Origin of the sequence: Rhizomonospora bruguierae, assembly GCF_018397995.1 — a bacterium.
Classification (GTDB): Bacteria; Actinomycetota; Actinomycetes; order Mycobacteriales; family Micromonosporaceae; genus Rhizomonospora; species Rhizomonospora bruguierae.
In genome coordinates, this window is sequence record NZ_BBQH01000093.1 from 1 (window position 1) to 26,352 (window position 26,352).

Annotated in this window: 20 protein-coding genes; 10 read left to right on the forward strand and 10 right to left on the reverse strand. The window is 73.7% G+C overall.

The features are described 5' to 3' along the window. The 3 genes from KJS59_RS28845 to KJS59_RS28855 all read right to left on the reverse strand — a co-directional run. Window positions 1–807, reverse strand: an 807-nt coding sequence (locus KJS59_RS28845; RefSeq protein WP_213456830.1) for a helix-turn-helix domain-containing protein, incomplete at its 3' end; no start/stop codon positions are given. A gap of 327 nt (window positions 808–1,134) precedes the next feature. Beyond that, window positions 1,135–2,613: an ArnT family glycosyltransferase gene (locus KJS59_RS28850; protein WP_213456832.1), complete on the reverse strand. Its 1,479-nt coding sequence runs from the start codon at window positions 2,611–2,613 to the stop codon at window positions 1,135–1,137. A 35-nt stretch (window positions 2,614–2,648) separates the two neighbouring features. Further along, the gene (locus KJS59_RS28855) at window positions 2,649–4,796 is read right to left on the reverse strand and encodes a phage holin family protein (RefSeq protein ID WP_249715076.1); all 2,148 of its coding nucleotides are present in this window, start codon (window positions 4,794–4,796) and stop codon (window positions 2,649–2,651) included. Between the two features lie 170 nt (window positions 4,797–4,966). Here KJS59_RS28855 and KJS59_RS28860 point away from each other — a divergent pair, with 170 nt between their 5' ends. Both KJS59_RS28860 and KJS59_RS28865 read left to right on the forward strand, forming a co-directional pair. After that, window positions 4,967–6,283, forward strand: coding sequence for an aspartate aminotransferase family protein (locus tag KJS59_RS28860; RefSeq protein ID WP_213456834.1), 1,317 nt, complete (start codon window positions 4,967–4,969; stop codon window positions 6,281–6,283). 13 nt (window positions 6,284–6,296) lie between these two features. After that, window positions 6,297–7,790 (forward strand): CoA-acylating methylmalonate-semialdehyde dehydrogenase, encoded by a 1,494-nt coding sequence (locus KJS59_RS28865; RefSeq protein WP_213456836.1) that lies wholly within the window; start codon window positions 6,297–6,299, stop codon window positions 7,788–7,790. A gap of 88 nt (window positions 7,791–7,878) precedes the next feature. Here the strand turns inward: KJS59_RS28865 and KJS59_RS28870 are convergent, their stop codons facing one another. Beyond that, a complete protein-coding gene (locus tag KJS59_RS28870; RefSeq protein ID WP_213456838.1) occupies window positions 7,879–8,964 on the reverse strand; it encodes an N-acetylglucosamine kinase in 1,086 nt (361 codons plus the stop codon). Window positions 8,965–9,336: 372 nt separating this feature from the next. Between KJS59_RS28870 and KJS59_RS28875 the strand changes: the two genes are divergently transcribed. From KJS59_RS28875 to KJS59_RS28900, 6 genes are all read left to right on the forward strand, one after another. Then, entirely contained in the window at window positions 9,337–10,332 is a 996-nt protein-coding gene (locus tag KJS59_RS28875) for a MurR/RpiR family transcriptional regulator (RefSeq protein ID WP_213456840.1), read from the forward strand. Window positions 10,333–10,394: 62 nt separating this feature from the next. Further along, window positions 10,395–11,858 carry an N-acetylglucosamine/diacetylchitobiose ABC transporter substrate-binding protein gene (ngcE, locus tag KJS59_RS28880; RefSeq protein WP_213456842.1) on the forward strand — a complete coding sequence of 488 codons (1,464 nt, stop codon included), beginning with the start codon at window positions 10,395–10,397 and terminating at the stop codon, window positions 11,856–11,858. A 33-nt stretch (window positions 11,859–11,891) separates the two neighbouring features. Then, window positions 11,892–12,833 carry a carbohydrate ABC transporter permease gene (locus KJS59_RS28885; protein ID WP_213456844.1) on the forward strand — a complete coding sequence of 314 codons (942 nt, stop codon included), beginning with the start codon at window positions 11,892–11,894 and terminating at the stop codon, window positions 12,831–12,833. Between the two features lie 13 nt (window positions 12,834–12,846). Continuing rightward, window positions 12,847–13,794: a carbohydrate ABC transporter permease gene (locus KJS59_RS28890; RefSeq protein WP_213456846.1), complete on the forward strand. Its 948-nt coding sequence runs from the start codon at window positions 12,847–12,849 to the stop codon at window positions 13,792–13,794. A gap of 85 nt (window positions 13,795–13,879) precedes the next feature. After that, complete coding sequence (locus KJS59_RS28895; RefSeq protein ID WP_213456849.1) at window positions 13,880–15,565, forward strand: bifunctional 3'-5' exonuclease/DNA polymerase; 1,686 nt, start codon at window positions 13,880–13,882, stop codon at window positions 15,563–15,565. 99 nt (window positions 15,566–15,664) lie between these two features. Continuing rightward, the gene (locus KJS59_RS28900; RefSeq protein ID WP_213456869.1) at window positions 15,665–16,291 is read left to right on the forward strand and encodes a nucleotidyltransferase family protein; all 627 of its coding nucleotides are present in this window, start codon (window positions 15,665–15,667) and stop codon (window positions 16,289–16,291) included. A gap of 24 nt (window positions 16,292–16,315) precedes the next feature. Here the strand turns inward: KJS59_RS28900 and KJS59_RS28905 are convergent, their stop codons facing one another. The 6 genes from KJS59_RS28905 to KJS59_RS28930 form a co-directional block, all read right to left on the reverse strand. Beyond that, the gene (locus KJS59_RS28905) at window positions 16,316–18,202 is read right to left on the reverse strand and encodes an elongation factor G (RefSeq protein ID WP_213456851.1); all 1,887 of its coding nucleotides are present in this window, start codon (window positions 18,200–18,202) and stop codon (window positions 16,316–16,318) included. A gap of 244 nt (window positions 18,203–18,446) precedes the next feature. After that, the gene (locus KJS59_RS28910; protein WP_213456853.1) at window positions 18,447–19,256 is read right to left on the reverse strand and encodes a metal-dependent hydrolase; all 810 of its coding nucleotides are present in this window, start codon (window positions 19,254–19,256) and stop codon (window positions 18,447–18,449) included. Between the two features lie 340 nt (window positions 19,257–19,596). Next, entirely contained in the window at window positions 19,597–20,067 is a 471-nt protein-coding gene (locus tag KJS59_RS31930; RefSeq protein WP_213456855.1) for a DUF1707 SHOCT-like domain-containing protein, read from the reverse strand. A gap of 149 nt (window positions 20,068–20,216) precedes the next feature. Then, window positions 20,217–20,432 carry a hypothetical protein gene (locus KJS59_RS28920; RefSeq protein ID WP_213456857.1) on the reverse strand — a complete coding sequence of 72 codons (216 nt, stop codon included), beginning with the start codon at window positions 20,430–20,432 and terminating at the stop codon, window positions 20,217–20,219. Window positions 20,433–20,441: 9 nt separating this feature from the next. Then, window positions 20,442–23,831 carry a cyclic nucleotide-binding protein gene (locus KJS59_RS28925; protein WP_213456859.1) on the reverse strand — a complete coding sequence of 1,130 codons (3,390 nt, stop codon included), beginning with the start codon at window positions 23,829–23,831 and terminating at the stop codon, window positions 20,442–20,444. Between the two features lie 151 nt (window positions 23,832–23,982). After that, window positions 23,983–24,654 (reverse strand): GOLPH3/VPS74 family protein, encoded by a 672-nt coding sequence (locus KJS59_RS28930; RefSeq protein ID WP_249715077.1) that lies wholly within the window; start codon window positions 24,652–24,654, stop codon window positions 23,983–23,985. 74 nt (window positions 24,655–24,728) lie between these two features. On the opposite strand from KJS59_RS28930, the gene KJS59_RS28935 reads away from it, so the two are divergent. After that, window positions 24,729–25,142 (forward strand): PadR family transcriptional regulator, encoded by a 414-nt coding sequence (locus tag KJS59_RS28935; RefSeq protein WP_213456863.1) that lies wholly within the window; start codon window positions 24,729–24,731, stop codon window positions 25,140–25,142. Beyond that, window positions 25,139–26,122, forward strand: coding sequence for a hypothetical protein (locus KJS59_RS28940; RefSeq protein WP_213456865.1), 984 nt, complete (start codon window positions 25,139–25,141; stop codon window positions 26,120–26,122). The genes KJS59_RS28935 and KJS59_RS28940 overlap by 4 nt, the downstream gene beginning before the upstream one ends. The last annotated feature ends 230 nt before the right edge of the window (window positions 26,123–26,352 follow it).

Genomic DNA, 26,352 nt, shown 5'->3' on the forward strand with positions numbered 1-26,352 from the left:
ACCGATGCTGTCGCGGCAGGCGTCCGCCTCGTCGGCAAGCGCGTGGCCCTCCGCCTCCCGAACGAGGCACAGAGCCAACGTCCGAGATGGCAGGGGGCACAGCTGCCGCGCCTGCCGCGCCAGCCCGACCGCTCGGGTCGCATCCCCGTCGTCGAGCGCCTGCTGGCTCTGCCGCATCAGCATGTACGCCGCCAGCGGCTGAGCCTCGGCCTCGACGGCGAGCTTGTGGGCCCTTGTCAGGAGTGGATGGGCGCGCGCAGGGGTACGGCCGTTGGCTGCGACCCAGCTAAGGAACTCCGTCCACCTGGCCTCGGTAACGAGTAACCGCCGCCGATGATCACCGGCTGTCGACCTCCTCGCGGTAGAGATCAGGCGCAGCTGCCCCTCGACGGGGCGCCGCAATCCCGCGCGCCCGCAGGTGTCGATGCGGTTGGCGAGGACGCCGAGGAGATCATCCCAGCTGTCCTGGACCAGCGCGTCCGGGTGGAGGCCGCGGTCGGTCGATCCAGCTCCGCCTGTGGGGCGCTCGGCATCCTGTCTGCTGCCGATGCCCAGGTACCACCGAGGAATCCGCAACCCCGTCGCGAACCGTTCCAGGACCTCGTACGAGGTGACCCGCTGCCTGCCCTGCGCGATCTGCCGCACGCGCGTCTCCGACAGGCCGGTCAGGGCAGCCAGCCGGGCACGAGAGAACCCCCGGCTGCGCAGAAAGCGCAGCACAGCGGACACATCCCGATCTTCGAGGGACGCAGCGACCGGCCGCCCCTCGAACGAGGCCGTATCCCACCAGCCTGGATCGATGTCCATGGCCAGACTGCCCTCCCCAAGCAACCGACCACACACCGTACCGTCCGCACCACGCTCCGGGAACTAAAGGTCCGCGGCCGCCGCGAATAGTGCGTATCCCGCGAGGCAACTGGATGACCCCGTTTAAATCGCCGCCTGCGCGTTGGAGGCGGTGGACATGGATCTGATGGTGGCACCATCCGCCGCTCGCGCTTGGGTACTCGCGCTGGCCCGTCCGCTGCGGCGCACCGCGCCCTCCCGAACAGCCACCGTTCGACGCAGAGTAATCCCGCTGGTGCCAGTACTCGCGGCGATGGCGCGAGCCCTCGCCGCGCTCCGGAATAGGTGTCAGCCGAGGCGGCGGAGGTCGGGCCAGAGGGCGGACCAGGATCCCTTGAGGCCGCGGCAGACGGCGATGGGGACGCCCTGCTCCTCGTTGTCCAGCCCGTACCCGTTGTCCTGCCGGCCGGCGGGCGTGAACGACTCGCAGTAGGGGGCGGTGTCCGCCGCGGTCCAGTGTCCGATGAGGATTACCGGGCCGGTGGCGGTGTCCGGGGGCGGGCCCCAGCGCCAGAAGCCGAGGTGGCCGCTGTAGGCGGGCGGGAGGCCGTGGCGGGAGCCGTAGCGGTCGATGGCGCCCGCCTCGCCGTAGTTCGCGGTGAGGACCACCACCGTGTCGCGTTCGCCGGGCGGTAGGCCGTCGCGGACCCGGGCCACCGCGGCGGTCAGCTCCGGCCAGCCCACGGTCTCGCCGCTGTCGTAGTTGAGCGCCGCCTGCGGGGTGTCCTTGAGGATGCGGGCGGGGAAGACCGGCAGGCCGATCATCACGGTCACGGTGGCGTTCACGGCCAGCACCGCCGCGGCGACCAGCACCCAGCGGCGCCGGTGCGCGGCGAGCCAGCCGGTCACGGCGACCGCGCCGGCGGCCAGCAGCGGCGGGTAGGCGCCGCCCGGGTAGTACTCGCGCCCGCCGGTCGCCAGGACCAGCGCGAGGACGACCAGGTACGCCCAGCCGAACGCCCGGTGGGTGCGGGCGGTGTCGCGCAGCAGCCGCCAGAGGCCGACACCCCAGACGACGGCCAGCGGCGGTCCGATCATCAGCAGTTGGCTGGGCAGCAGGCCCAGGCGCCCGCCGAAGTCGGCGTCCTGGCGGATGACCGCGGTCATCTCGACCTGCGGCCAGCCGTGGGTGGCCTGCCACCACAGGTTCGGCGCCCAGAGCAGCAGCGCGATCGCGCCGCCGATCCACAGGGCGGGGCGGCGGAACAGGTCGCGCGGTCCGCTGATCGCGACGCCGGCCAGCAGGCCCGCCACGTACAGCAGGATGAGGTTCTTGGCCTCCAGCCCTACGCCGACCACGGCGCCGCCGGCGAGCAGCAGGCGGTCGTCGCGGGTGCGGATCCAGCGGACCAGCAGGTAGGCGAGCAGGGTCCAGAAGAACAGGTCGAACGGCGTGGTGCTGAGCAGGTGCCCGGAGACGATCACCTGGGGGGCGGTGGCCCAGCACACGGCGGCCAGCACCTGCGCGGCGCGCCCGCCGCCCATCTCCCGCGCCAGCAGGGCGACCAGCAGCACGGTTACGCCCACCAGCAGGGCGCTCGGCAGCCGCAGCGCGGTCAGGGCGCCGCCGGACACGTCCGCCATGAGGCGGCCCACCAGCGGTACCAGGGGCGGCTGGTCGTCGTACCCCCAGGCCGGGTGCCGCCCGGCGACCAGGTAGTACAGCTCGTCCCGGTGGTACCCGTACCGGCCGGCGAGCGCGATCAGCGTGCCGGACGTGAGCGCCGCGACGAGCGCCACCGGGCGCCAGGCGATCGGGGGGAGCATGCGCGGAGCCTACCGATCAGCGGCCCAGCGTGGGGTCACCGATCGATCAGGGTCGGCCGGCGGTCGGCCGGCGCCGGGGCGGGCGGCGGCGGGACCTCGGTGCGCAGGCCGAGCCGCTCGGACCAGCGGACCAGGTGCTCGTGCACGGCGTCCGGCCCGACCAGCGGGGCGGCGTCGACGGCCCAGGCGGCCGGGTGCAGCAGGACGGCGTCGGTCTGCCAGCCGCCGAGCCCGCCGTGGCAGCCGACCAGTTCCTCGAACGCGGCCACCTCGTCGGTGGACGGGTCCACCACGCTGATCAGCACCAGGTCGCCGACGTGCGGGCTGGACTGGTGGCGGAGCAGGTCCTCGCGGGCGCGCGGCCCGTACGGCAGGAGCGGGTCGATGCCGCCGACGGCGCCGTCGGCGAGCCGGTGCCAGCCGTGGCCGCCGACCGCGAGCGGGCCGTCGTGCTCGGTGCCGACCACGACGAGCCCGACGCCGGGGTGGGCGGCGAGCCCGGCGATGAGGTCGGGGTGGATGGCGTCGATCCGTTCGCGGGTGAGCTTGCCCGGCGCGTCGCACAGGTAGACCATCGCCAGGTTCCCGGACGCGGCGACCACGACGCCGGTTCCGGTGTGCTCGGCGGCGCGGGCCTCCTCGTCGGCCGGGCCGAGGGTGAACTCCCCGCCGTCGCCGGCCCGCCGGCCCAGGATCCGGTGCGGCGCGCGGCGCCCCGCCTCGGTGAGCAGGGTGTTGATCCGGCCCCAGTCCTCGACCGTGCCGGTCGCCGCCACCGCCTCGCCCTTGACCAGCCGGCGGACCACCTGCTCCAGGGTCTCCCCGTACCGCTGCCGGAACGTGGCGCCCTGGCTCTGCCCGTGGTCGGAGAGCACGACGAGCTGGTAGTCGCGCCCGGCGTCGCGGGTGAGCCGGTTCAGGATGCCGACCACCCGGTCCAGGCCCTCCAGCGAGGTCAGCGACTCCGGCCGGGCCGGGCCGGCGTGGTGGGCGACCTCGTCGTAGTCCACGAAGTCGCAGAAGATGACCGGGGCGCCGCGGGCCATCTGCTCGGCGACCAGGGAGACGTTCAGGTCGCGCAGCAGCACGTTGGTGACCGGGCGCAGCGCCAGGTAGGCGCCGAGCCGGCGGATGCGCGGCTGCACGTCCCGGCGGCGCTGCAACCGGCCCTGGTGCAGCTCCTTCAGCAGCTCACCGATGCCGAGCACCACCGCGCGGGCGAAGCCGTACGGGCTGGTCACGTACGCCGCGTACCCCCGGGTGGTGCGGGCGGCGAGGTTGGCGTGGGCGATCGTGAGCAGGCTGGTGGCGGCGTCGCCGGTGAACACGTTGCTGATGCTGGCGCCGCCGCCGGCGAGCAGGCCGCGCCCGTCGCTGATCCGCCGCTCGATCTCGGCGGCGTCCCGCGGCCGGTTGGTCACCATCAGCCGGCCGCTGTCCTTTTCGTACCAGCGGAAGCCGGGCACCTGGTCGGAGCGGCCGTGCATGATGCCGGCCTGGGCGGCGGGGGTGGTGGCCGGCAGCCCCGTGTGCCAGCGGGTCATCCGGTGGCTGCCGGTGCGCAGCAGCCGCCCGATGTTGGGCAGGTTGCCGGCGCGCACCGCCCACTGCAACAGCGGCGCGGCGACCCCGTCGATCTGCACGACCAGCAGCCCCGGCGGCCGGTTGTCGCGGGGGTTGAGCCGCCGGTACCGGATCATGCGGCGGCGGATCTCGCCGACGAACAGGTCGTCGGTGCCGGCGTCGGCGAGCCAGTTCACGATCGCGGCGAGCGTGGCGGCCAGCCAGGCGGCGAGGAACGCGTCGGCGAAGCTCGCGACGTGGGCACGGGGGTCCAGGCGCAGCGCGGTGTAGAGCACGACGGCGCGCATGACGATGCCCAGCGCGAGCCCGCCGAGGCTGCCCAGGATGATCGCGAACGCCACGAACAGCGGCCGCAGCAGCGCCCCGACCGCGGCGACCAGCACGACCAGCCACAGCAGCGCGATCACACCGCCGGAGGTGATCCCCGGCATGACCCACAGGGTCAGCGCCAGCACGACGAACGAGGTGATCCCGCTGCGCAGCAGCGACCGGATCCAGCCGAGCGTGGGTCGCCATTCGGTCAGCACCTGGAGGCCCACCCGGAGCCGGCTGTTGGGCTCGGTTCGGGCGGGTCGCACCGGACCCTCGGATAGCGCCACTGTGATGATCGTACAAACGCCCGGCCGCGGACCGGCCGCGCGCCGGTAACCCGGCGAGTTCCGACGCGCCGTCCGGCACGCCCCGCCAGCCCGCTACAGGCTGACAGTTGCCCTCGTACGGGTGGTAGTGGAAGCGTGCCGGTAACCGGAAGCGACCCGAGGGGTGCCGCATGACCGACCTTCTGGCGAGGCACCGCGCGGTGCTGCCGTCCTGGATGCCGCTCTACTACGCCGAGCCCATCGAGATCGTCTCCGGCTCCGGCCGCCGGGTCACCGACGCCGCCGGCCGGATCTACCTGGACTTCTTCGGTGGGGTGCTGACCACGATGGTCGGGTACGACGTGCCGGAGGTGCGCGAGGCGGTCGAGCGCCAGTTGCGCTCCGGAGTGGCGCACACCTCCACGCTCTACCTGATCCGTCAGCAGGTGGAGTTGGCCGAGAAGATCGCCCGGGTCTCCGGCATCCCGGACGCCCGGGTGTTCTTCACCAACTCGGGCACCGAGGCGAACGAGGCGGCGCTGCTGGTCGCCACGAACTACCGGCGGTCGAACCAGGTGCTCGCCGTGCGCAACAGCTACCACGGCCGCTCCTACGCGGCGATGGGCGTGACCGGCAACCGCGGCTGGTCCGCGAGCACGCTGAACCCGCTGAACGTCAGCTACCTGCACTCCGGCGACCGGTTGCGCGGCCTGTTCCGGCACCTGTCGGACGCCGACCACATCGAGGCGGCCGCCGAGGACCTGCGCGAGGTGCTGGCGACGCAGACGGCCGGCGAGGTGGCCTGCCTGATCGCCGAGCCGATCCAGGGCGTCGGCGGCTTCGTGCACGCGCCGGACGGGCTGTTCGCGGCGCTGCACAAGGTCCTCGACGAGCGGGGCATCCTGTTCATCAGCGACGAGGTGCAGACCGGCTGGGGCCGCACCGGTGACCACTTCTGGGGGTACCAGGCGCACGGCGTCACCCCGGACCTGCTGACCTTCGCCAAGGGCATCGGCAACGGCTTCGCCCTGGCCGGGGTCGTCGGGCGGGCCGAGGTGCTGGACAGCGTCGAGGCGGTCTCGTTCTCCACGTTCGGTGGCAACCCGATCTCCACCGCGGCCGGTAACGCCGTCCTCGACTACGTCCTCGAGCACGACCTGCAGGCCAACGCGCGGCGCGTCGGCGCGATCCTGCGGGACGGGCTGCGGGCGGCGGCCGGGCGGTACCCGATCGTGGCCGAGGTGCGCGGCCGGGGCCTGATGCTGGCGGTGGAGTTCGTGCGGCCCGGCACGGTCGAGCCGGATCCGGCCGTGACGACCCGCGTGTTCGAGGAGTGCCGGGCGCGCGGCCTGCTGGTCGGCAAGGGCGGCCTGTACGGCAACGCGGTGCGGATGGGCCCGCCGCTGACCCTCACCGAGGACGAGGCCCGGGAGGGTCTGGAGATCCTGGTCGCGTCGATCGCCACGGTTTCGGCCGGGGAGGCTGTGGCGTGCGGGGTTTCGGCATGAGGGAGGCTTGGGCATGGACCGCGTGACCCATTTCGTCGACGGCAAGCCCTGGACCGGCGACCCCGGCCGGCAGGGCGACGTGTTCGACCCGGCCACCGGCGTCGTGTCGGCCCGCGTCGACCTGGCCTCCGCCGCGGATGTCGACGCGGCCGTGCGGGCCGCCGAGCGGGCCGCCGCGTCGTGGCGGGACGCGTCGCTGGCCCGGCGCACCGCCGTGATGTTCGCGTTCCGCGAGATCGTCAGCGCCCGCGCGGCCCGGCTGGCCGAGGCCGTCACGGCCGAGCACGGCAAGGTGCTCGACGACGCCGCCGGCGAGGTCCGCCGCGGCCTGGACGTGATCGAGTACGCCTGCGGCCTGCCGGCGCTGCTGCGCGGCGGGTTCAGCGAGAACGTCTCCACCGGCGTGGACTCGTACGCGATCCGCCAGCCGCTGGGCGTGGTCGCGGTGATCTCCCCGTTCAACTTCCCGGTGATGGTCCCGCTGTGGTTCGTGCCGATCGCGATCGCGTGCGGCAACGCGGTCGTGCTCAAGCCGTCCGAGAAGGACCCGACCGCGAGCACCCTGCTGGCCGCCTGGTTCGCCGAGGCGGGGCTGCCCGAGGGGGTGTTCAACGTCGTGCACGGCGACAAGGAGGCGGTGGACGTGCTGCTGGACCACCCGACGGTCCGGGCGGTGTCGTTCGTCGGTTCCACGCCGGTCGCCCGTTACGTGTACGAGCGGGGCACGGCGGCCGGCAAGCGGGTCCAGGCGCTGGGCGGGGCCAAGAACCACATGGTGGTGCTGCCCGACGCCGATCTCGACCTGGCCGCGGACGCGGCGGTCAGCGCCGGCTTCGGCTCGGCGGGGGAGCGGTGCATGGCCGTGTCGGTCGTGGTCGCGGTGGACCCGGTCGGCGACGACCTCGTCGCCCGGATCGCCGGCCGGATGGCGAAGATCCGTACCGGGGACGGCCGCCGCCCGGGCTGCGACATGGGCCCCCTGGTGACCGCCGCGCACCGGGACAGGGTGGCCGGCTACGTGGCCGCCGGGATCGCCGCGGGCGCCGCGGCGGTGGTCGATGGCCGGGACGTCGCCCCGGCCGGCGACCCCGGGGGCTTCTGGGTCGGGCCCACCCTGTTCGACCACGTCACCCCGGGCATGCCCATCTACACCGACGAGATCTTCGGACCGGTGCTGTCGGTCGTCCGGGCCCGCTCGTACGACGAGGCGCTGGAACTGGTGAACCGCAACCCGTACGGCAACGGCACCGCCATCTTCACCGCGGACGGTGGCGCCGCCCGGCGGTTCCAGCACGAGGTGGAGGTCGGGATGGTGGGTATCAACGTCCCTATTCCGGTGCCGATGGCGTACTACTCGTTCGGCGGTTGGAAGGCGTCGCTTTTCGGCGATTCCCACGCCCACGGTGCGGAGGGTGTGCACTTCTTCACTCGCGGCAAGGTGGTGACGACCCGCTGGCCCGATCCCCGGCACGGCGGCGTCAACCTGGGGTTCCCCACGCAGACATGACGCGGGTCATCCTTGTGGCGCCAGTCACAATTTCCCGTTCATATTGACGACTGTCGCGCCCCTTCGTGTCGTCGGGTGGTGAGAATTCTTACCGTGCCGTCGGGGCCACCAGTCGCGTGTGCAGATCCGCCGGGTCGCCTATCTCGGGCAGATCACGGGCGGCGAGCCACGCCGCCGCGCCGGCGGCGTCCCCGGCCCGCGCGATCTCGACGCCCGGCCAGGCGGCGGTCAGGGCCGCCGTGAGCGCGGCGGCCAACGGCGTCCCGCCGGTGAGCAGGCCACCGGCCAGCACGATCGGCCGCTTGCCAGCCGGTTCGTGCGCGATGGTGGCCGTCTCGGCCAGGTGGGCGGCGGGTTCGTGGACGATGGTGGCCGTCTCGGCCAGGTGGGCGGCGGGTTCGTGCGCGATGGCGGCCGTCTCGGCCAGGTGGGCGGCGGCGCGCTCGACTATCGCCCAGGCCGCCGGGTCGGTCCCGTACTCGGCGAGCACCATTGGCGCCAGTTCGGCCAGCGCCACGGGTGGCCGGTTCGTCGCCCACTGCACCAGTGCCTGCGCGGTCGCCCGGCCGCGCACCTCGGCCGAGCCCAGGGCGGTGGTCAGCACCCGCGCGCCGAGCGGCCCCGGTGCCCGGCCGTAGTCCACATCGGACAGCGTGGCGCGGACCGCCTCCCGTCCCAGCCAGAACCCCGAACCCTCGTCGCTGAGCAGCCACCCGTGCCCGCCGGCGAGGCGGTCCAGGACGAAGCCGACCACCGCCCCCGCGACCGCGCCGGTCCCCGCGATCACCACCGTGCCGTCCGGGCGCGCCGTGCCGGCCGCGTAGGCGACCAGCGCGTCGGGGACCAGCGTGTACGGGCAGGTGAGTCCCGTTTCCAGCCAGGCGGCGCGCAGCGCGGCCCGGCCCGCGGGGTCGTCCCGGAAGCGGGCCACGCCGGCCAGCCCGATGGTGGCGGCGACGACGCTCGCGGGACGCGCCCCGGCGCGGTCGGCCGCCCGGGCGAGCACCGCCGAGATGGCGCGACCGATCCGCGCGGCCGCGACCGGCGCGCCGTGCGTGGTGGGGTTGGCGCCCTCGCCGCGGGCGTAGGCGATCACCTCGCCTCCGGCGCCGGCGATCAGCACCCGCGTGCTGGTGCCACCGACGTCGAGCCCCATGACCGCCGTATCCGACATGCGCCCATCGTGGACGCCCCCGCCCGTGCACGCCACCCTCTTTGCTCTGTTGCGGGCGATGCAGCGCGCCGCGCGGCGCCACACTCGCCCCCGCCACACTCGCCCCCGCCACACTCGGCCCCACCACACGCCGGCCCCGCCGCACGCCGGGCCTCACCGCGCGCCCGGCCCCGCCACATGCCCGGCCTTGCGGTGCCTTGCTTGGTCTCCGCCGCGCCCGCCGCGCCGTGGATCACCGACCGCGACGTTGTGGCGACGCCTGGTCGCCAGATAACAACTCTGAAAACTCCGCTCACGCTCTTGACACGAAGGGGGTGACAGTAAGAACTTTTACCACTAACAGTTAAGAGTCTTTTCCGAAAAGGTGCACCGATGGCTGAACGCGAAGTGGACACCGCGCTCGCGGGGACGGCGGTGGTGGACGCCGCCGGTCCCGAGGCGCGCGCCACTTCGCCGGCCACGAGCACCGCGGTGCCCGCGCAGCTGGGGCCGGCCGACGGGATCCTGGCCCGGGTGCGGGCGCGGCTGCCGGAGTTCACCGGCGCCCTGCAACGCGTCGCCGAGCAGGTGCTGACCAACCCGGCCAGCGCCGCCCGGGCGACCATCGTGGAACTCGCCGAGCGCAGCGGCACGTCGCCGGCCACCGTCACCCGGTTCTGCCGGGCGCTGGGCTTCGAGGGGTACGCCGACCTCCGGCTCGGCATCGCCGGGGAGACCGGGCGGGCGGCCCGGTCCGCCGGCTGGCAGATCGACATCGGCCGGGAGATCCAGCCGACCGATCCGCTGGAGCGGGTGCTCGGCCAGATCATGGCCGCGGACACCCGGGCCATGCAGGACACCGCCACCCTGCTGAACCTGGCCGAGGTGGAGCGGGCGGCGGACGCGATCGCCCGGGCCCAGCGGGTGAACATCTTCGGGGCCAGCGGCAGCGCCCTGGTCGGCGAGGAGCTCCAGTTCAGCCTGCACCGGATCGGGGTGGCCGCCTGGGCCTGGACCGACGTGCACAACGGGCTGGCCAGCGCGGCGCTGCTGCACGCGGGGGACGTGGCGCTGGGCATCTCGCACAGCGGGCAGACGCGGGAGACGATCGAGATGCTCGCGGAGTCCGGCAGCCACGGCGCCACCACGGTGGCGCTGACCAGTTTCCCCCGTTCGCCGCTGGCCGAGTTGGCTGACATCGTGCTGCTCACGGCCACCCAGGCGACCACGTTCCGGCCGGACGCGCTGTCCGCCCGGCATCCCCAGCTGGTCGTTCTCGACCTGCTCTACATCGCGGTCGCGCAGCGCACGCACGAGCGCTCGCACGCCGCCTTCCAGCGCACCGCGCGTGCGGTGGACGGCCACAAGGCCCCCAAGGAAACGTCGTGACCAGGCGTTCCGCGGACGGCGACCAGAGAAGTGATGCGATTCCCATCCCGAGGAGAGACAAGATGGCGTCAACCCCCGACACGGTGTCGGATCTCAGCCGGCGGACGCTGCTGCGCCGGGCCGCGGCGGCCGGTCTCCTGGCCTCGCCGGCCGCGGGGCTGCTCAGCGCGTGCGCGACCGGATCGTCGGACAAGCCGGCGACCGGCGGCGACAAGTCCAGCGACAACCCGCTGGGCGTGCCGAAGGACTCGGCCGTCGAGGTGATCGTCTTCAACGGCGGCTTCGGCGACAAGTACCCGGCGACCGACCAGCAGCTGGTCCAGGAGAAGCACGCCGGGGTCAAGGTGGACCTGAAGTTCACCCAGAAGATCAAGACCGAGATGCAGCCGCGGTTCAGCGCCACCCCGCCGGATCTGATCAACAACGCCGGCGCCGACATGATGGGCAACGACGTGCTGGCCAACCAGGGCGCGCTGCTCGACCTGACCCCGCTGCTGGACGCGCCGAGCTGGGACGACCCGGCCAAGAAGGTGCGCGACACGCTGGCCGCGGGCACGGTCGATTCGGGCACCCTGAACGGCAAGCCGTACGCGCTGAACTACGTCTACGGCGTCTTCGGCATCTGGTACAACGCGGCGCTGTTCACCAGCAAGGGCTGGAACCCGCCGAAGACGTTCGACGATTTCTTCACCCTGGCCGAGCAGATCAAGGCGGCCGGCATCGCGCCGTGGGTGCACGCCGGCAAGTACCCGTACTACATGGGCTGGCCGCTGATGGACTGGATCCAGAAGCTCGGCGGGCCGGAGCAGGGTAGGGCGATCGACAACCTGGAGGACGGCGCCTGGAAGACCGACGAGGTCAAGCAGGTGATCACCCGGATCCAGGAGATGGTCAGCAAGGGTTACGTGCTGCCCGGCTCGGAGGGCCTGTCGCACCTACAGTCGCAGCAGGCGTGGCTGGACGGCAAGGCGGCGTTCATCCCGGTCGGCACCTGGCTGGAGAGCGAGATGAGCAGCCCGCCGGACCCGAAGGACGACCGCGAGCCCAAGGGCGGCCGCAAGATCCCGCCGGGCTTCGAGATGACGATGCTGCCGGTGTGGGACGTCACCGGCGGTGACAAGATGCCGTACGGGGCGGCGCGCACCTATGCCGCCGAGTCCTGGGTGGTGCCGGCCAAGGCGAAGAACCCGCAGGGCGGCATGGAGTTCCTGCGGGCGATGCTGTCCAAGGCCGGCGCGGGCAAGTTCTCCGAGCTGACCAAGGCGCCGACGGTGCTGCAGGGCGGCGCGGACGCGGTGACCGGGTCGACCGCGCTCGCCTCGATCAACAACGTGATCAAGGGGGTCGGCAGCAACCAGATCATCGTGCGGATCAACGACTGGTACGCCGACTTCTACAACGGCCACCAGGGTCCGATCGGTGAACTGATGGCCGGCCGCAGCGGCGTCGACAAGTTCATGGACGACATGCAGCGGCTCGCCGACAAGATCAAGAAGGACTCGAAGGTCAAGAAGCAGAGCCGCTGACCGGACGTACCGACTCCGACTGGATGACTGACCATGCGACACGGAAGAGGCCGCTTCGTCGCCGGGTTCCTGGCGGCACCGCTCGCGGTGTACCTGATCTTCATGATCTGGCCGTACGTGCAGACGTTGATGTACTCGTTCACCTCCTGGGGCGGCTTCTCCAACGAGGCGCCGTTCGCGGGGCTGGACAACTACCGTCAACTGCTGTCCGACGACACGTTCCAGGCGGCCCTGCTGCACAACGTCTTCTTCCTGGTCGCCCTGCCCCTGGTCACCATCCTGCTGGCCCTGTTCTTCGCGTTCCTGCTCAACGTGGGCGGGCGCGGGAACAGGGCCGGCGTGCGGGGCGTCTTCGGCTCCAGCGTCTACAAGGTGATCTTCTTCTTCCCGCAGGTGCTCTCGGTCGCGATCATCGTGATCCTGTGGGACGCCCTGTACCGCACCGACGGCCAGGGACTGATCAACTTCCTGCTCATCAAGCTGCACCTGGTGGACCCGAACCACCCGCTCCAGTTCGTCAACGACCCCACCCCGTTCCTCGGCGTACCGAAGGTTCTCTGGTGGATCCTGATCGTGGTGGTCTGGGCGAACGTCGGCTTCTACCTGGTGCTGTTCTCGGCCGCCATGCAGTCCATCTCCAAGGACATCTACGAGGCGGCGATGCTGGACGGCGCCACCCGGGTGCACACGTTCTTCCGGATCACCCTGCCCCTGTTGCGCGACAGCGTCTCCGTCGCCTGGGTGTACATCGGCTTCGTCGCGCTGGACATGTTCGTCTGGATCTTCGCCCTCACCCCGCAGCAGGGCGGGCCGAACCACGCCAGCGAGGTGTTCGCGACGGTGCTGTGGCGGGAGGCCTTCACCCGCGGCCAGTTCGGCTACGCCTGCGCGATGGGCGTCGCCATGGCCATCTTCACGCTGATCCTCGGCGCCATCCAGCTCACCGCCACCCGCCGCGAGCGCATCGAACTGTGAAGGACCTGCCCCGATGACCACCGTCTCCGACACCGCCTCGACGTCCGCGATCACCCCCGCGCCGGGCGAACGGATCGGCCTGCGCCGGCCCGGCAGGGGCGAGCGCGGCGGGGTGCTGAACGTCTTCTCCCACGCGATCCTGGTCTGCTGGGGCCTGATGGTGGCGCTGCCGCTGCTCTGGGCGGTGATGTCCGCCTTCAAGACCGACGCCGAGATCGTCCGCGACCCGATCGGCCTGCCCGACGGCCTGCACTGGGAGAACTTCACCACCGCCTGGACCACCGGCCACATCGGGGACCTGTTCCTGAACACCGTCATCGTGATGGCCGGCGGCGTGGCCGGCACCATGCTGCTCGGCGCCATGGCCGCCTACGTGCTGGCCCGCTACGACTTCCCGGGCAACCGGGCGATCTACTACCTTTTCATCGCCGGCCTGACCCTGCCGATCTTCCTGGCGATCGTCCCGCTCTACAAGGTCGTGGCGAACATCGGCGCCTCGTTCCCGTGGCTCGGCCTGAACTCGTACCTGATGCTGGTCATCGTCTACATCGCGTTCTCGCTGCCGTTCACGGTGTTCTTCCTGCACTCGTTCTTCCGCACGCTGCCCACCGAGATCGCCGAGGCCGCGATCATGGACGGTGCCACGCACACCAAGCTGTTCTTCAAGGTCATGCTGCCGATGGCCAAGCCCGGCCTGATCAGCATCGGCATCTTCAACGTCATCGGCCAGTGGAACCAGTGGCTGCTGCCCACCGTGCTCATGCAGCCGCAGAGCGGCGGCGAGGAGAAGCACGCCATGCTGGCCCAGGGCCTGATCGAACTCATGGTCAACCAGGGCTACCAGGGCGACTACGGCGCGCTCTTCGCCGGCACCACGATGGCGATGCTCCCGATCCTGATCGTGTACGTCAGCTTCCAGCGGCAGGTCCAGGCCGGCCTCACCGGCGCCACCCTGAAGTAGGGCGTACGCCCCGGGACACACCGCGCCTTCCACGAGGGCGGTTGAGCTGCCGGGTTCTGTCAGGGGGCCCGCGCAGAATGGCGCTGTGCTGATCGCGGTCGTGCCGGGGGAGTCCGGCGGGTGGCGCCTGCGGGTGCTCGACGAGGAGGGCCGGCCGGCCGGGCCGGTCGAATCCGTGCCGGAGCTGTCGGCCGCCGTCGCCGACCGCGAGCGCGCGCAGGCGTCCCGCTGGCTGTGGTCGTCGACCGCCGAGATCTACCCGCCGCTGCTGCGCGCCGGGGTGCGGGTGGCGCGCTGTCACGACGCGGAGCTGACCGAGGCGCTGCTGCTGGGGTGCGCGGGCCGCTGGGGCGAGCCACGGTCGGTCGCCGCGGCCTGGGCCAGGGCGCGCGGGCTGCCCGTCCCGGAGGATCCGGCCCCGCGCCCGGCGGCGCCGCCCGGCGATCGGCAGGGCGCGCTGTTCGATGCCACGCCCCCGCCGCCGGCCCCCGCCGGCTTCGACCCGCTCGCCGGCCTCATCGAGGTGTACCGATTACAGCGCGCCGCCGTGGCCGGTGCGCCCGCGGGGCGCTTCCGGTTGCTGGTGGCGGCGGAGTCGGCCGGCGCGCTGGTGGCCGCCGAGATGGGGCACACCGGGCTGCCGTGGCGGGCCGACATCCACCACGCGCTGCTGCTGGACCTGCTGGGCGAGCCGTCCGTGCTGGGCGGCCCGCCGAAGCGGCTGGCCGAGTTGTCGGCCCGGATCGCCGAGGCGTTCGGCGTCAAGGGGCTGCACCCGGAGCGCCCGGCCGAGGTGGTGCGCGCCTTCGCGCGGGCCGGCGTGCAGGTGCCGAACAGCCGGTCCTGGGTGCTGCGCCGGGTCGACCATCCGGCGGTACCGCTGCTGTTGGAGTTCAAGGAGCTGTACCGCATCTGGACGGCGCACGGCTGGGCGTGGTGCGACGCGTGGGTGCGCGACGGCCGCTTCCGGCCGGAGTACGTGCCGGCCGGCGTGGTCTCGGGGCGGTGGGCGACCCGCGGCGGGGGTGCGCTGCAGATCCCGAAGGTGGTGCGGCGGGCCGTGGTGGCGGACCGGGGCTGGCGGTTCGTGGTGGCGGACGCGGGGCAGTTGGAGCCGCGGGTGCTCGCCGCCGTGTCCGGCGACGCCCGGTTCGCCGCGGCGGGGGCCGCTGGCGACCTGTACGCGGCGCTGGCCGCCGACGCGTTCAACGGGGACCGGGCCCGCGCCAAGCTGGCCCTGCTCGGTGCCATGTACGGGCAGACCGGCGGCGCGGCCGTCCCGGCGCTGGCCGCGTTGCGGGGCAGCTACCCGACCGCGTTCGAGTACGTGGAGTCGGCGGCCCGCGCCGGGGAGGGCGGCGGGCTGGTCAGCTCCTGGTTGGGGCGCACGTGCCCGCCCACGTCGGCGTCCTGGCACGATCCGGTGACGTTGGAGGGCCCGCCGCCGGAGGAGTCGGCCGGCGGCCGGAGCGCGGCGGCGCGGGCGCGGGGGCGGTTCACCCGCAACTTCGTCATTCAGGCCACCGCCGCCGAGTGGGCGTTGACGCTGCTCGCCGCGCTCCGCCGCGAACTGGCGCCCACCCCGGCGGAGTTGGTGTTCTTCCAGCACGACGAGGTGATCGTGCACTGCCCGGCCGAGCTGGCCGGCGCGGTGAGCGAAGCCGTGCGCGCCGCCGGTGAGGAGGCCCGGCGGCTGCTGTTCGGCGCCACGCCGGTCCGCTTCCCGCTCGGCGTCAGTTCCGTGGAGTGCTACGCGGACGCCGTCCACTGATCACGGAAGGTAATTGTTTTCGATCGACGCTCACGCGGTACCCGTGGGTCGACGTGTGTCGTGGCGGGGTTGGGGGGTGGCGTGAGCCGGTACGCGGGATTGCTGCTTGCCGCCGGTGGGGGCCGGCGGGTCGGTGGACCGAAGGCGCTGCTGCGCCAGGGCGGGCGGACCCTGGTGGAGCGTGGGCTCGGCGTGCTGCGCGAGGCGGATTGCGCGCCGGTCGTCGTGGTTCTCGGCGCGGCCGCGGACGAGGTCCGCCGCGAGGCTGACCTGGGCGACGCCACGGTCGTGGTCAACGGGGAGTGGACGAGCGGCCTGGGCTCGTCCGTGCGGGCGGGCTTGGCGGCGCTGGCCGGCACGGCGGCGGAAGCGGTGGTCGTCCTGCCGGTCGACATGCCCGGTGTGTCGGCGGCGGCGGTGCGCCGGGTGGCCGCCCTGCCGTACCCGGACGCCCTGGTCTGCGCCTCCTACGCCGGCCGCCGCGACCACCCGATGCTGCTGGGCCGCCGCCACTGGCCCGGGATCTCGACACTGGCCAAGGTGGACGTGGGTGCCCGGCCGTACCTGCTGGCGCACCGGTCCGAGGTGGTCGACGTGTCCGTCGACGGGGTCGCCACCGACGCCGACATCGACACGCCGGCCGACGCGGTGCTCTGGGGCGTCACTATTCCGGCGCCCCGCCGCCCGCTCCCGGATGAGGCGGCGCCCCCCGGTCACGCGGCCTGACCGCCGCCCGGTTCCGTCCGGGCGTCACCCGCGGCGCGGTGGCATTCCGCGGACCGGGCGGTGACCGGCGAACGCGGACTCCAGCACCCCTTCGCCGCTGGTCACCGCCGGCAGTGTCCGGTGTAGCTCCTGAGCGTCCGCCGCGGTCAGAACCGCCACGATCACCATCTCGTCCGCGCGTGCCACCTGGTCCTCCACCATCGCCCCCAGCTTGCTGAGCAGGCTCAGTACCCCGCTGGGGGCCCGCGCGGGCACCTCGAGGGTCACCCGGGCCAGCGGTTCGCAGACCACCGTCCCGCCGGCGGCCAGCGCCTGCGCCACGACGATCGGCGTGAGCTTGCGGAAGTCCTGTGCCGTGCTCGTCGGCCCACGCAGCGATGGCGGCCCATCGGCGACGCTGTAGCCCGAGTCGGTCATCGTCACCACGCAATCGGTCACCGGCCACCCGTGCGGGCCGGCCGCGAGCGCCTCGCGCACATAGGCGCCCATCGCCTCCTGGAACAGCTCCAGCGTCCGGTAGACGTAGAGCGGCGCCAGCCGGTAGTCCACGGGCACGCGCACCGTCACGCCCGAGCCAGGCGGCGCCGGCTCGACCCGCAACCCGATCGTGGCCTGGTAGGGATTCGACGGCGTGTTCAGCCGCTCCAGCCCCTCGCCGGTCGCTTTCGGCCGCTCCACGTTCAGCGTCGTGGTCCGCAGGAAGTCCGCGTCGACACCGAACTCGGCGGCCAGGGTGCTCTGGATGACCTCCTTCTGCACCTCGCCGTAGAGCGACACGGCCGTGCCGTCCCGCTCGTCCGCGCGTACGTTGATCAGCGGATCCTGCTCGGACAGCAGGATCAGCGCCGAGCGCAGTCGCCCGCCGTCCCCCGAACGGCGGGCAACGGCGAGGGCTTCCAGCATCGGTGGCGCGAAGTGACGGTCCAGCTGAGCGGAATCGTCGCCCAGGGTGTCTCCGACCCGGACGCCGGCGAGGCCGCGCAGCGCCGCGATCTGGCCCGCCACCACCGTGTCGCGCCGCGCCCATACCCCGTTGTCGAGCCGGTGGATCGCGGTGATCCGGTCGCGACCGCCGGTCGGATGATCGCGTACCCGCAGCTTGCCGTCGAACATCCGCACGTAGGCCACCTTCTCGCCCGCGGGTCCCCGCTCCACCTTGAAGATCCGGCCCCGCAGCGGCCGGGTGGGCTCGCCGGCGGCCGTGGGCAGCAGCTCCACCAGGCCCGCCATCAGCTCGTCCACCCCGGCTCCGGTCATCGCCGAGCCCTCGAACACCGGGTGCACGGCGCACTGGGCCGTCTGGGCGGCCAGCTCCGCGCGCAGTCGCCGGCCCGTCACGCTCGCCTCGTCCGCCACATACTCCCGCAGCAGCGCATCGTCCACACCGGCCAGTACGTCGGCCAGCGCCGCGGTGGGCGCGGTGGTGGATACCACCGTCACGTCCAGGCGCCGCGCGATCTCCGCGGACACCCGCCGCGCGTCAGCGCCGCGCCGGTCCGTCTTGTTGATGAAGATCAGCGTGGGTACGCGCAGCCGCCGCAGCGCCCGCATCAGCAGGCGGGTTTGCGGCTGGACGCCCTCGACGGCGGACACCACCAGCACCGCCCCGTCGAGCACGCCGAGAACCCGGTCGACCTCGGCGATGAAATCAGGGTGCCCGGGAGTGTCGATGATGTTGACCTCGGTGCCGCCGATGTGCAGCGCTGCGACGGCCGAGCGAATGGTGATGCCCCGCTGGCGTTCCAGCGCCAGCGAGTCTGTCTGCGTCGTGCCGGCGTCGACGCTGCCGAGCCGGGCGGTGACCCCGGCCGCGTGGAGCAGCCGTTCGGTCAGCGTGGTCTTACCGGCGTCAACATGCGCCAGAATCCCGAGATTGAGAGTGCGCACCTCGTGCAGCGGATCCGCGGACAAACGTCACATCCTTCGAGCGAATGGGCAACAGAGCTCCGAAAGAGGTGAACGTCGCTCGCATGTCTGCTCCTTGCTCGGTGGATGCGCTCGGTGGACGCGTTCGCGGGCCAGGAAACCACAGCGGGTTTCCCGGGCGCGACCGAATTGCCCCGCGTCCGAAGTGGGTTGAGTGGTGCTGGACGGTCCGGCCATCCGGACGGCGAGCGGAATGTGATCGTGGTGCGGGCAGTTCGCCGGTGTTCAGTCAGTCGGCCGCGTGGAAGAAGCGGATCAGGTCCGGGCCGACCAGGGCCGCGGCGGCCATCAGCGCCACGGCGATGAAGGCGCCGCGCAGCACCACGATCTCGGCGGTCCCGCCGGCGCGGATGGCGATGGAATCCGGCAGGCCGATCATGCGCCAGCGCCGGTGCTTGCGCGACAGCGGCCACAGGATCGGCACCCCCGCGCGGGTGATCAGGTCGCCGAGCAGGTGGGTCAGGCAACCCACGCCGACCGCGAGCCCCAGCATCGGGTAGCCCCGGTGGCCGTCCAGGTTGCGGAACGCCAGCAGTGCGGTACCGGCCGAGACCAGCGTCACGACGAGCCAGCCGGCCCGCTTCGCCCAGTGCTCGAACAGGCCCCGCAGCGCCAGCCCGATGGTCAGGAACAGGATGCCGAGCACCGCCCACTTGCCGAAGGCCGTGCACAGCGCGGTCGTACCCCAGCCGACGAGCGCGGTGAAGGGCAGGGTGTGGGTGAGCGTGCGGTGCCCGTTCACCCGGGCGGGGTCCTTGCGGCCCCGGGTCAGTTCGTACACGCCGAGCGAGAACTTCTCGATCACCTCGGCGAGGAACAGCGAGACCACCCCGAACGTGTGGGCGACCGTGGCGCCGCCCTTGTTCGCGGTGACCCGGCCGGAGAGGTCCAGGTCGGGCAGCAGCGCGGAGCCGGCGCAGACCGCCGTGCCGATCGCGATCGTCAGCGGCGACTGCGGGTAGCCGGCGAACGTGTCGAGCGCCCACGAGCCGGCCAGCCACACCGCCGCGCCGGACAGCGCGTGGGAGGGTCCCATCATCGCCCGTCGAACCCCCGTCCCATGGTCACCGTGCCGGTCAGCGCCGCCACTGTGCCAGCGGGGGTTTACGGGTTCAACGACCGACACGGTCCACTATGGACAAGAGCAGGTGGCGCGGCCGGTGATCTAGATCACCCGGCGTGGCGCGGTGTGGCGTGCCCCGGCGCGCGGGGAGTGGGACTCGCGCGGCGGGCACCGCGCGGACGACCGGTCCGGCGCCGGAGCCAAACCGGGCCTCGCGCGTACGGCGGGCCCGTGGCGGGCCTCGCGTGGATGATCGGCCCGCGCCGGGGCCGTGCCGGGCACCGCGCGGACGGCGGGCCCGCGCCGTGGCCTCCCGTCAGCCGCCGGTACCGCGTGCGCCGTGGTGCCAGCCGCCGCGCGGGCCGTACCAGCCCGGCCCGCCACCGTAGCGGGCCCAGCGCAGCCGGCGCAGGAACACGAAGGTCAGGATCATCAGCGGTACGGCCGGCCAGAAGAAGTGGGCGCCGGACAGCACCCACAGCCCGGTCAGCACCGCCGCGACCGCGACCAGCCGGGCACCGTGCCAGCGCAGGCGCCGGTTCGTCTCGGCCCGCGCCTGCGGCGTGCGGGCCAGCGCCTCCCGGCCCTGGGCGGGCAGGTCGGCGGTGAGCGGCGGCAGCTCGTCGCGGTAGGTGGCGGCGTAGGCGGCGGCCAGCCGCTCCTCGCCCTCGACCAGGGTGAGCCGGCCTTCCCCCATCGCGGCCCGCAGCACCTGCGCGATCTGCTCCCGCTCGGCGTCCGACGTGCGGATACGGCCCGGCCCCCGCGGCCGGTCACTGTCGGTCATCTCAACCTCCTCCGTGCCTGAACCGAGCTTGGCTCCCGGACTAGGCCGGCCGCATTGGGCCGGCGGAGACTCTTTCCCTACGCCCCCGGGCGTATGCGGTACGTATTGCTACGCCGGGGAGAGTAGCCAGGCGTGCCGGCCGCTGGCGATCAGTCGAGTTCGGGGATCGGGACCGGCTGGGGTCGGGGCCGGCAGGTGCCGCACTGGAGGGCGTCCTCCACCACCAGGCCCTCCACCCGGCGGCGGGTCTCGGAGCGGTGCACCTCCAGCAGGTACGGGCCGAAGCGGGCGTGGTCCTCGCAGACGCCCCGGCCGCAGAACCGGCACGACCCGCGCGCCGACTTGGCGCAGAACCAACAGAGCACCTGTACTCCTTATCCGATGATGACCGGCCGGCAGTCGGCGACCGTGATCGGTGTGCCGTCGAGCGACGAGGTGGCCTGGCCGTCGGTGGCGGTGACCCAGACCTTCAGCGAGCCGCCCGCGTTCGAGCTGCCGGGGTAGGGGATGGGCCCGACGGTGCTGATCCACGGGCCGTCCCCCGACATGGTCTCCGAGCCGCCCGCGAAGCCGCTCCAGTGCAGGACGACCCTGAGGTTCTCCAGCGGGCCGTCGTCGGTCACGACGACCGAGGCGGGGAGCATCCGCGGTTCGCCGGTGCAGCCGCCGCCGGTGTCGATGGTCTGCGCGATGGTGCCGCTCGGCTCGGTAAGCCAGGTGATCACCGGCGCCTGGTTGACGGGCGACGAGGGCCACGTGGTCGCGGGGGGCGCGGCCCGGGTCAGGGTCGGCCCCGGCCCGAGGCTTCCCGTCGCCGGTGGGTTCGTGGGGTCGGCGGATTCACCCGGCGGTGCCGTTTCCCCGGGCGCGGTGGGGCTGGGCGTCGGCGTCAGGGTGGGCTCCGGTACCGGGAGCGTGGGGGCGTCGGACCGGGTCGGGCTGCCGCCCGGCGGCGGGACCGGGATCCCGTCGCCGCAGGTGAGGGGCTGGCCGGTCGGGACCTGGGGGGCGCTGTCGGACATGACGAGGCCGGCCGAGACCACGGTGCCGCCGTTGCCGACCGCGTACCAGGCTTGGTCGACGTTGGCGATGGTGCGCCCGCTCGACGTGATGGTGAGCGTCAGGGGCTGGAAGGCGCCGCTCGTGGTGGCCGTGTCGGCCAGCGCGCGGCCGTCGAGCAGGTCGAGCGTCCCGTGTGGGCCGTAGACCCGCCCGGTCTCGCTCCACAGCGGACCGATGGCCACCGAACTGCCGGCGCACAGCACCACGGCGGAGCCGCCGCGGAACGTCAGGCGGGCCGTGGAGCGGTCGTGGACGTGGACCCGGTCGGACTGGCGCACGTACAGGTCGTCGCCCTCGCGCAGGACGAGGTCGCGGCCGTTGAGGGTGACCGTGACCGCGCCGGACCGCGCCGTGAGCAGGGCGCGGTCGGCGGGCATCTCGGCCCAGGCCGGCCCGGGGAAGAAGTTGGTGGTGGTGAGCAGAAGCGCGAGCAGCAGGAAGGCCAGCACCAGCCACCAGAGGCGGCGCTCGAAGCGGCGGTCGGCGCCGCCGTCGACGCCGTCCGGTGGCGGGCCGGGTGGGGCGGCGAGCGGCGGGTAGCCGGCGGCCGGGTGGACGCCGTCGGTGGGGGCGTGGCCCGGATCGGACGGGTCGCCGGCGGACGGGCCGGCGGCGTCGCGCGGGGCGCCGAGCAGCAGCGGCAGGCCGGAGACGGCGGGGAGGGTCCACAGGCGCACGTGGGTGCGCGCCTCGGCGACCGGCACCGTCAACTGCTCGCCGACCGGTCCGATCATCGTGCCCCGGCGGACCTGGGTGCCGCCGTGCAGGGTGAGCACGCCGGCGGCGACAATGATGGCGGCGTTCGGCCCGGGCAGGCGCACGGGGGCACCCGGTTCCAGGCTGACCGGGCGGGAGCGGGCCAGCAGGCCCAGGCGGTCCTCGTCGCTGAGGTTGGCCAGGGCGGGGGTCTGCGCGAACAGGTGCTCGGCCTCGTCGCGGTCGGTGGCGGGCGGTCCGGGGATCGGGCCGACCGCCTGGACCATCGTGCCGGCGGGGATGGACAGCAGGGTGGTGCCGGCGGTGCGCCAGGACAGCGGGGACGGCGCGCCGGTCAGCGCGGCGGCCAGGCCGACGACGCCGCCGGCGCCGACGCGCTGGCGGACGTAGCCGCCGGGGTCGTCCGGGTGGCGGGCTTCGAGGGCGCCGTCGACGACCACGTACACCCGGCGCTGGGCGCCGCCGGCGAGCACGAGGTGTTCGCCGGTGCGCGGGTGCTCCCACCGTGAGCGCAGGGCGAGCAGGCCGAGGGCGAACTCGGGGAGGTGGCGCAGCGGGCTGGCGCGCAGGGCGTCCAGGCGGCGTGGCCGGTCGGTGGCGTGGCGCTGCTCGCCCCACTGCCGCCGCAGCCGGCGGACCCGGCGGGCGGCCCAGGTGACGGCCGCGTAGAGGGCGGGTGCGGCCAGGCCCGCGACCACGGCGGCGAGCAGCAGCCGGGCGCCCCAACCGGCCCGCCACAGGCCGGTGGTCAGCCCGGCGACCCGGTCCACCCAGACGCGGTACCCGATGTTGACGGCGATGACCAGCCACAGCACCGCGAGCGTGCCGTAGAGGGCGACCAGCCGGCCCTCGCCGTCCAGTTGGGACCAGGACGGCGGCCGGCGGCGCAGCCGGGCGGCCACCCAGGACAGGCCGCGGGTGCGCAGGTTGGGCACCTCCAGCCAGTCCATCAGCAGGTAGTAGCCGTCGAGGGCGAGGAACGGGTTGAGGTTGAACAGCGCGTTGAGGTACCAGGCGAAGGCGAGCTTGAACGCCGACGGCGCGAGCGCGGGGAACGCCAGGCCGACCAGCCCCGCGGTGCCGGCCAGCACGAGGCCGGCGCCCGGTCCGGCGGCGGTGGCCAGCATCCGGGCCCGCCGTCCGGCCATCCACACGTCCGTGGTGTCCACGAACACCGAGGGGATTCCGAAGTAGACCAGCACGCCCGCGGCCGGGATGCGCCGCCCGGCGTGCTTGGTGGCCAGCGCGTGCCCCAGTTCGTGGCAGGCGAGTGCGAGGATGTTCAGGCCGAGCAGTACCGCGGCGCCGGCCGCGTAGGAGCCGCGGGTGAGGAACACCGACTGCTCGCCGCGCCACCACGTCCACCCGAACGCGGCGAATCCCGCCACCGCGAGCACCGCGCACACCGCGGCCGCCGCGCGGGTGAACAGCCACTTCCCGCCGTACCGGTAGAGCCCGTCGACCAGTGGGTCCACATTGGCCAGTACCATCCGCCGGCCGCGGGCGACCGCCAGCAGCGTGTGCCCCCAGCGGACGGGCCACGGTTGGCGGCGGACCCGCTGGAGCGGCCCGAACGCGTCCACCGGCAGTTCGTCGAGCATCCGGTTGCCGGCGAGGTCGGCGACGACCCGGCGGACCTGGTCGGGGGCCAGCCGCCCGCTGATCCGGGCGAACTCGGCGACCAGCCGGGCGACGGTGCGGGTGCCGTCCATGAGCTGGGCCAGCGCCGTTTCCTCGGGGGCCAGCCGCAGGTAGCAGGCGCGCGCGCCGTCGTCCGGCGAGCGCAGCATCACGTAGGCGGCGCCGCGGGCGCTGACCAGTTCGCTCGTCTCGATGCCGTCGCGCAGCACCGGCCGGGCCCGGGCCGGGTTGAGCCGCTCCAGGACGGCCGCCCACAGGCCCGGCTCGGCCGGCCCCGCCGGCCGACCCGGAGCCCGTCCGGCCAGCGCCTCCCAGACGCTGACGCGTGACTCGACGACCGCCACGAGACCAGCTCCCCACCACCGGCCGGGCGCCCCCCGCGCCCGGTGAACTGCCGCCGCAGAGTACGAGGTGGCCCGGTCGCTGGGAAGCGGCCGTCGGGTTGTCGACAGGTCCCGATCGGACGGAGCTTCGCCAATGCCCCGATTCGGCCGCCTACGTGGCGGTGACGGCGGCGGCGGTGGCGGCGGTCGCGGCGCCGACCGCGATGATCGCGGCCTGCATTTCCTGCACCGCCCGGCGGACGGCCTCGGCCGCCCAGTTGCCCTGTGCCAGTTCGCCGAGGCGCTCGCGGGTCTGCCGCACCGGGCGGTCCGGCGCGATCGTCTTCTCCAGCCCGACGGCGCGGACCAGCGCCGCCAGGGCGGCGGTGCGAGCGTCCGCGGTGCCGCGGTCGAGGGCGGTGCGCAGCCGGTGCCGGGCGGCGGTCTCGGCCGCCGGCTCGGTGCCGGTCGTCGACGGGTAGATGGTGCGCGGGATGATCCACAGCACCCGGTCCTGGTCGCGGCGCAGGATGTTCGCCTCGACCAGCCGGTCCAGGGCCCGTTCGCGCAGACCCCGGGAGAGCAGGCGGACGCAGTCCTGCGGGGTGCGTTTGCGTCCCTCGCCGCCGACGCGCTCCAGCGCGCTGTCGAGCAGGGGCACGCCGGTGGGTGCCGGGTTGGTGACCACGACGCGACCGTCGACCACGTCGACCCGACCGGCCAGCGCCAGGTCGATCAGCAGCGCGCCGGCCAGGCCGTAGTCGAGGGGCAGGGTGGCCGCTTGGGGCACCCCGGCGTCGTCGTAGGAGATCAGGAGCAGTTCATCGGCCAAGGTCATTTCCATGCGCCCCAGCATAGGCGGGCCGGAAAGTCCCCGCCGGTACCCGATATATATCGGCAACTGGTAGGTTAGGCACCATGACAGGACCGATGCGGGAACCGACGTTCCTGATCCTCACCGCGCTCGCGCCGGAGCCGCGCTACGGGTACGAGATCATCCGCGAGGTCGCCGGGCTCTCCGGCGGGCGGCTCAAGCTGCGCCCCGGCACCCTCTACGGCGCGCTGGACCGGCTCGCCGATGCCGGCCTGCTCGAGCGGGACCGGGAGGAGGTCGCCGACGGGCGGCTGCGCCGGTACTACCGGCTGACCGAGGCCGGGAGCGTCGCGCTCACCGCCGAGGCCGAGCGGCTGGACCGCAACGCCGCCGCGGCCCGCCTCGGGCTCGACCGGCGCGCCGCCCGCTCCGCCGCTGGCTCCACCGGCCGCTCCGGGGCCGGCTCCGCGGTCGGCTCCGCCGCCGCGAGCCCAAGGCTTGCCGGCGGTACCGCATGAGCGGGGCGCTGGAGCGGCGGTACCGGCGGCTCATCCGGGCCTATCCCGCCCGGTACCGGGCGGACCGTGGCGAGGAGATCGTGGCGACCTACCTGGAGGGCGCCGCCCCCGACCAGCGCTGGCCGAGCCCGGCGGACGTCGCGGACGTGCTGGTGGCGGGCGGCCGGGAGCGGCTGGGCATCGCGGGCGCGACCGGCCTGCTGCCCGGCGCGCGGCTGGCCGCCGTGACCGCGCTCGCCCTCTGCGGCGCCCTGGCCGTCGTGTACCTGCCGTTGGAGACGCAACGACCGCAGTGGTGGTTCACCCCGACCGTGGGCCCGTTCAGCACGGTCGGCGGCCCGATCTGGCTCGCCTGGCTCGCCGCGGTGCTCGGCGCGGTGCTGCTGCCGGGTCGCTGGGCGCGCTGGCCGGTCGCGGCGTCGCTGGCGCTCACGGCCGCCGCCCCGGCGGCGCGGCTGCTCGACTACCAGCGGCCCCCGCTGCTGGTCCTGCTGCCACAGTTGGCGCTCGGCGCGGTGGCGCTCGCGCTGCCGGCGCACCGGGGCGTGGCCACCCGGCTCGCCGTCGCGGCACCGGCCGCCCTGGCCGTCGTCGGCGGCTGGTGGGCTTCGTCCCTGGCGGGCGCGTACGGCGCGTATCAGACCCTGGCGCGGAGCCTGCTGCCCGACGTCGCCGCGCTCCTGCTGCTGGGCTGGGCGGTCGCCGGCGTCGCGTTCCTCGCCCGGCGGGATGCCCGGGTGCTCTGGGCCGGCGTCCTGCTGCTGCCGGCGGCCGGGCTGCTCGCGGTCGCGCCGATCGCGCAGAACCCGCTGCTGAACCCGGACGGCAACACCGCCGTCGAGTGGCGCCGCCTCGTGATCGCGGGCATCCTCGTCGCGGTCGTGTCGGCCGGCGCGTTCGTCGGCGCCTTCGCGCTCGCCGCCCTGGCCGCGCGCCGGCCCGCACCGCCGGCCTGCCCCACCTGCGGGCGCCGCACCTGACCGGGTTTCCGGGGCTTCCTCCCCCGGGCGCCGCGGTGGTCGGCGAGCAGCGGGTTCGCCACTAACCGCCTGGCAAAGAACGCGACGGATTAGCGGAAGCCGGGGGCCGCAGCCGCGAGGTTCGGTCCCCGGCTTCCGTTCGCGGTCAGTCCGCCGGTTCGGGCGACCCAGCGGCCTGCACCGAGATCCGCCGCTGTGCGAGGCCCGCCCGCGCGCCCGCGCGCCCGCGC

What these genes read in the sequence shown, in the direction of transcription:
- KJS59_RS28935 (WP_213456863.1), top strand. Translation starts at nt 24,729, where the DNA reads ATGACAGGACCGATGCGGGAACCGACGTTCCTGATCCTCACCGCGCTC.
- KJS59_RS31930 (WP_213456855.1), bottom strand. Translation starts at nt 20,067, where the DNA reads ATGACCGACAGTGACCGGCCGCGGGGGCCGGGCCGTATCCGCACGTCG.
- KJS59_RS28875 (WP_213456840.1), top strand. Translation starts at nt 9,337, where the DNA reads ATGGCTGAACGCGAAGTGGACACCGCGCTCGCGGGGACGGCGGTGGTG.
- KJS59_RS28885 (WP_213456844.1), top strand. Translation starts at nt 11,892, where the DNA reads ATGCGACACGGAAGAGGCCGCTTCGTCGCCGGGTTCCTGGCGGCACCG.
- KJS59_RS28890 (WP_213456846.1), top strand. Translation starts at nt 12,847, where the DNA reads ATGACCACCGTCTCCGACACCGCCTCGACGTCCGCGATCACCCCCGCG.
- ngcE (WP_213456842.1), top strand. Translation starts at nt 10,395, where the DNA reads ATGGCGTCAACCCCCGACACGGTGTCGGATCTCAGCCGGCGGACGCTG.
- KJS59_RS28860 (WP_213456834.1), top strand. Translation starts at nt 4,967, where the DNA reads ATGACCGACCTTCTGGCGAGGCACCGCGCGGTGCTGCCGTCCTGGATG.
- KJS59_RS28865 (WP_213456836.1), top strand. Translation starts at nt 6,297, where the DNA reads ATGGACCGCGTGACCCATTTCGTCGACGGCAAGCCCTGGACCGGCGAC.
- KJS59_RS28870 (WP_213456838.1), bottom strand. Translation starts at nt 8,964, where the DNA reads ATGTCGGATACGGCGGTCATGGGGCTCGACGTCGGTGGCACCAGCACG.
- KJS59_RS28930 (WP_249715077.1), bottom strand. Translation starts at nt 24,654, where the DNA reads ATGGAAATGACCTTGGCCGATGAACTGCTCCTGATCTCCTACGACGAC.
- KJS59_RS28940 (WP_213456865.1), top strand. Translation starts at nt 25,139, where the DNA reads ATGAGCGGGGCGCTGGAGCGGCGGTACCGGCGGCTCATCCGGGCCTAT.
- KJS59_RS28910 (WP_213456853.1), bottom strand. Translation starts at nt 19,256, where the DNA reads ATGATGGGACCCTCCCACGCGCTGTCCGGCGCGGCGGTGTGGCTGGCC.
- KJS59_RS28850 (WP_213456832.1), bottom strand. Translation starts at nt 2,613, where the DNA reads ATGCTCCCCCCGATCGCCTGGCGCCCGGTGGCGCTCGTCGCGGCGCTC.